At 44.3% G+C, this 5575-nt stretch carries 3 protein-coding genes; all 3 read right to left on the reverse strand.

Translation table 11 applies throughout. The features are described 5' to 3' along the window. Positions 1–103: 103 nt before the first annotated feature. Positions 104–340: a DUF8630 family protein gene (locus VF06_RS13115; protein ID WP_099072886.1), complete on the reverse strand. Its 237-nt coding sequence runs from the start codon at positions 338–340 to the stop codon at positions 104–106. Between the two features lie 378 nt (positions 341–718). After that, positions 719–1705, reverse strand: coding sequence for a PRC-barrel domain-containing protein (locus VF06_RS13120; protein WP_099072885.1), 987 nt, complete (start codon positions 1703–1705; stop codon positions 719–721). Between the two features lie 58 nt (positions 1706–1763). Beyond that, entirely contained in the window at positions 1764–5405 is a 3642-nt protein-coding gene (gene smc / locus VF06_RS13125) for a chromosome segregation protein SMC (RefSeq protein ID WP_099072884.1), read from the reverse strand. Positions 5406–5575: the final 170 nt, after the last annotated feature.

A 5575-nucleotide genomic window follows, 5' to 3' on the forward strand; every position in this document is an offset into this window, starting at 1 on the left:
TGGGGGGACGCGGGGACGCGGGGACACGGAGAATAACTAATGTCTTATGCCCGATGCCCGATGCCCAATGCCCGATGCCCAATGCCCAATGCCCAAAATTTTACTAGTTACTTCCGCTGAGAGTAGCTTGTTGATTACGCAGTTGTTCGAGGGCTGCATCAATTTTGGCAAGTTCAGGTTCCAATTTTGCCATGACACTCACCCTCATCAATTTAGCGCGTTTGGCTGTTTCTGTGGTTTCTTGAACTAGACGTTCGCGATATTGTTCGAGTTCTGCAATCACTTGTGCTATGTCTTGAGTGGTTACATTATCTGTTGTCTGTTGTGAGGTTTCATCCATATCTTTTGTTTCCTTTATGTGTATTTATGATGGTTTTTTCTGTGTTCGACTATTGTTTATAGTTTGTTGCTTTTGTCAAACTAGTAGTTTTTTTAATGCATACAATTAAACGATTGTCAAAAAATAAGTAACTAATAGCTGACAGAAGATACATTCAGATCTTCTCAGATTGCGTTACCACTGGTAAAGCTTTTTGATAGAAATCCTTGGGCGGGGTGGGGTTTTTCGGGTTTAATAAGTAATCAAGCGGACATGATATCAGTCCTATAGATGTGGTTTCGCTATAAGCTTGTTATTGTGATTGATAAGGTCAGCCCTTCCCCTACTGTTGTAAGGAAAGGGCTAGAGTTATCTTGAGATTTAATTACGAACTACGAATTAATATCCGCCTTCTTCTTCGTATTCTGGCTGTCTTTCTTTGACTTTTTTGGGAATATTCACTGGTTTGGGCGCGTCTTCCCAAGCATCGCCTTCTACGTCGTTGTAATCATCGTAATCGTCAACGTATGGTTTGGTGTAAGGCTGGGGTTCGGGTCTGAGGGGTTGTTTATACCTGTCGCTACCTGTTGCTTCACTCCAGTTATCTTCTTCTTCGTCTTCTTCGTATTGAATGGACTCATAAGACCGCGCTTTCATAACTTCACGGCGTGGTCTGACTTCTTCTACATAGTCTTCTGTCCATTCTTCTTCAGCTACGGGTTCGGGGGCGCGGACTTTGGGCTTGGGTGGTTGCAATGGTACTCCACTGGGCAGTTGTTTATCTGGTGTTACTTGGCGTGGTGGAGTGTAGCCGTATTCTTCTTCTGCATCTCGTTCCCAAGGTGCTTTGCCGATGCCCAAACGCTCTAGTAAACCGACTGTTAACTGGTTGACTCGTTCTTCGGCTCCCTCAAAGACAATCAAGCGATTGGGGCCTGTGCTGACAATTTCATCTACTGAGAATTCGTAAGTGCTGACGAATTGGTCGGGAATTTGGGGCAACCCCAATGAGGCGATGACTATGGAATCGAGTTTACCTGTTTCGCCGTTGAATTTGAAGCCCCGGACTTTACCTAAGACTTCGCCTGTTTCTGTAATTACTTCCCAGTTAATTAAATTACTGAGAGCTTCAACTTCGATATCTTCTATTACATCTTCGTTATCAACCAGGATGACATCACCGATTTGGTTGATGTTGTTGAGGTACATGTAACGCGGTATGCCCGAAATAGAGATCAGGCTGTCTCGCAAACCAAGAGCCACAACCTCTCGTTGATCGATATCTACCCAAACTTGACTGACAATGCCTAGTCGCTTGCCGTTGTCGCGGGTAATTACCTGAGTATTTAATATGTCGGAACGCCTAATTATTTGTTCAGAGGTCATTCTATACCGAGTCCTGATCTCGAATCCGGTTTATCTATACACTATTATTAACAAAAACTCAAGCAGATGTATTGGAGGATGGTAATTTAATCCCCAAAACTTGAGTGTAAGCTCCTCGTGCTTGAGTAACGCCAATTGTGCGTTCGGCTGATTCTATCATCGGACGACGCAAACTAACAACTATAAATTGCGCTTGTTGTGACTGTTGCACGATCATTCTAGCTAATCGCTCGACGTTTGCTCCATCCAAAAACATGTCTACTTCGTCAAAGGCGTAAAATGGGGATGGGCGGTAGCGTTGTAGGGCAAAGATAAAGCTTAAGGCTGTGAGTGATTTTTCTCCTCCAGACATGGAAGCTAGGCGCTGTACTGGTTTGCCTTTGGGATGGGCTACTAAATTCAGTCCGCCGTTAAAGGGATCTTCGGGATTTTCTAGTTGCAAGTAACCGTCACCGTCTGATAAAACGGCGAAAATTGATTGGAAGTTTTCATTGACGGCGTCGAAAGCTTCTTTAAAAGCAAGTTGCCGTAATGTGGTAAAGTTTTCAATTCGCAAAAGTAATTCTGTGCGTTCGCCTTCTAGTGTTTCTAGTTTTTGTGTTAGTTCTTGGAGGCGGTTTTGGGTGCGTTCGTATTCTTCTAAGGCCAGCATGTTTACAGGTTCCATTGCCTGTAAGCGTTTGCTTAGCGATCGCAATTCTTTTTGTAATTCTTCTAAGTCTACCTTATCTGGAACTTCTGGCAGTGGTTCGGGTAATTCTGCTGCCACATCGCGCAACTGATTTTGCAGTGCAATTAGTTCTTCTCGCCGCTTTTCTTGGGTTTCTTGCAGCTTTTGGATTTCCCATTCTAATTGTTGTTGGCGTAAAAGTTGCGATCGCACTTCCTGTTCTGTGGCGTCGCGTTTTTGCTTTTGTTCGCCCAATTTCAGTTCCATTTGGCTGAATAAAAGGCGGGTTTGGGCGATTTGGTCGTTTATCGTTGCTAGTTGGGTGGAAACCTGATGAATCGCCTCTGTACAAGAAATTTGTTGGATTTCGTATTCGGCGATTCTGGTTTCAGCTTCTTGGATTTTTTCTTGGAGGCGCTGTTGCTGATTTTCTAAATTTTTTAATTTTTGTTCGGCTTCCCTTAATGCCGTTTCCCGTTGTTGTAATTGTTGCTCTTGAATTTTAATGATTGCTTGGATTTGTTGCCATTCACTTGGTGTTTGGGAGGCTTCCAATTCTGCTAATGCGTGTCGTAATTGTTGCAGTTGCGCTTCTTGTCCTGGTAATTCCCGATCTAAAACTTCCAAACGAGATTGAGCAACGGCTAATTTTTCGCTGTTTTGGACTAATTGCGATCGCGTTCCTTCTAATTGGGTTGTTAAATTTTTAATATCTTTGTGCAACTGTTCCAATTGCAATTGTTGTTCCCGCCGTGTTTGTCTGGCTTCTGTTAATTCTTGCGACAATTGTTTGGTTTTAATTGACAAAGTGGTGATGGCTTCCGTACAACGCTCTATAATTCGGTCGATGTCCACCAAACGATTTTTTAAAGCAATCACTTCATCAGATTCCGCCGCTTCACCAGTACCAAAGCGCAACGCCGAACGTTGAGTGTTGCTTCCCCCAGTCATAGCACCGCTAGTTTCCAACAATTCCCCGTCTAAGGTGACAATGCGGTAGAGTCCTATATTTTTGCGGGCTTGTTCCAGACTCCCAAATACCACAGTGTTACCAAAGACGTAGCTAAACACATCTTTATAACGGCGATCGCAATCAACTAAATTCACAGCATAGTTGATAAAACCGCTAGCTAAACGCAAAGTTGCATCTTGAGTAAATTTCGGGGCAGAAATTTTATTTAGCGGTAAAAAAGTCGCCCTCCCGGCACGTTTTTGTTTCAGCAATTCAATACCAGCTGCGGCGATACCGTCATCTTCCACCACAATATGTCCCAAACGTCCGCCAGCAGCAATTTCTAAAGCTAGCTGATAGCGGGGTTCTACTCGTCCCAACTGTACAACCAAGCCGCAAACACCGGGCATTCCTGATTGTATAATTACCTTACTGGCTTGGGTTCCCTGGACTTCTTGTTGTGCTTGCGTTTGGGCTTCTAATTTATCTAACTGGCGTTGTTTTTCTCGTTGTTCGGCAAGTAACCGTTTTTGGGTTTCCTGCTGAATTTGCAATTCTTGTTCCGTGGCTGAGAGATTTTGCGCTAAATTTTGGATGGGTTCGCCAGAAGCATGAAATTGCGTTTCAATTTCACTACATTCAGCTTGTTTTGCCGCTAATTCCGGTTCCAGGCGTTGGATAAGCTGCGTTTGTTCTTGGATGAGTTGCTGTAATTGGTTATTGCGTTCCCTGAGTTGTGCTTGTTCTGTGCGTTGGGGTTCGAGGGTTTGCAGTAAAGTTTCAATTTGGCGGTTGAATGCCGTTTGTTGCTGCACCCACGCTTCTGAAGCCGAGGCGATTTCGGCGGCTGCTTGGCGTGAGGTTTCTAAAGTTTGTTGCGCTTCATTTCTTTGTTGTTGAGAAGACGCGATGAATTGCGTCTCTACAAGTTGGGTTTCGGCAACTTGTTGTAAAGTATGGCGGTGTTGTTGAATTTCTTGTTGAGTTTGGGCTAGGCGCTTGGCTGTTTCTTCAGACGCAGTTTGTAATTCAGTTTGCTGACGCAATAATTGTTTGCGTTCTGCTTCTTGGGTAGCGAGGGTAGATTGTACCGCTAAAAGTTCTTCTTCTCCCAAGGCTTTCACATGGGCATTGAGTTCTTCAAGTTCGGCAGTTTTTTGGACAATCTCGGAATTTAGATTTGTAAGTTGCGTATTGAGTTCGCCAAAATTACGATCGCCATTTTGAATTTCACCCACCAACTTTTCTTGCTGTGCTTGTAGCGATCGCCATGATAATACAGCTTCCCAAGATTGCTTCGCTAAGAATTCCGCCCGCAGTTTTTGATACTTTTCAGCTTTAGCACGATCTTGAGAAAGGCGATCGCGTTGTGCAGTTAATTCCGTCTCAATAATCCGACAACTATCTTCCTTTTCCTTTACTTCATCTAAAGTATCTTTCGCTTGATGAATTTTGCGATCGAACGCCGCCACCCCCGCCAACTCATCAATAATTTCTCGTCTCTCCCGCCCATTCATCGAAATAATACTGGTGACATCCCCCTGCAACACCACGTTGTAACCTTCAGGATAAATCCGCAGATTATTTAATTCTTCATGCAACTCCGTTAGCGTACAAGCTACACCATTAATGTAGTAATTCGATGTATAACTCCCCTGATGAGTCACCCGCAACTTCCTAGTGACACTCCACTCTGGCAATTTTGGATTTGGGATTTTGGATTTTAGATTGTCTTCCCCCGCTTCTTCTACTTTCTCTACTTCCTCCTCTTCCTCCCTCTGCGCCTCTGCGCCTCTGCGTGACACCTCATCCGACAAATCAAACGTCACCGTCACACTAGCTTCAATGGCAGCCCTACCCTTAGCCGTTTGAGTATTATTTACCAAATCCGGTAACCGATCCGCCCGCATTCCCTTAGAACTAGCGAGTCCCAAACAAAACAGCAGTGCATCGAGAATATTTGATTTACCCGAACCATTTGGCCCAGATATGACAGTAAACCCCGGCAGCAATGGGACTTGGGTAGTACCGCCGAAGGATTTGAAATTCGTGAGTTCCACGCGCTTGACATGCACCATAGGGCGCTGGTTAACTGGGCTAATGGCTATTGAAGAACAAGTGTATCAACTAATTCAGGAATCGCAAGAGGGTAAGAGAGATAATTCAGGATTATTAAACCACACACAGGCAAAAAACAGCGAACAGAAAAAATAGACTTCTAAGAGAAGTGGGGAAAAGGGGAAGGGGG

It is taken from the genome of Nostoc linckia z4, from assembly GCF_002608075.1.
GTDB lineage: Bacteria > Cyanobacteriota > Cyanobacteriia > Cyanobacteriales > Nostocaceae > Nostoc > Nostoc linckia.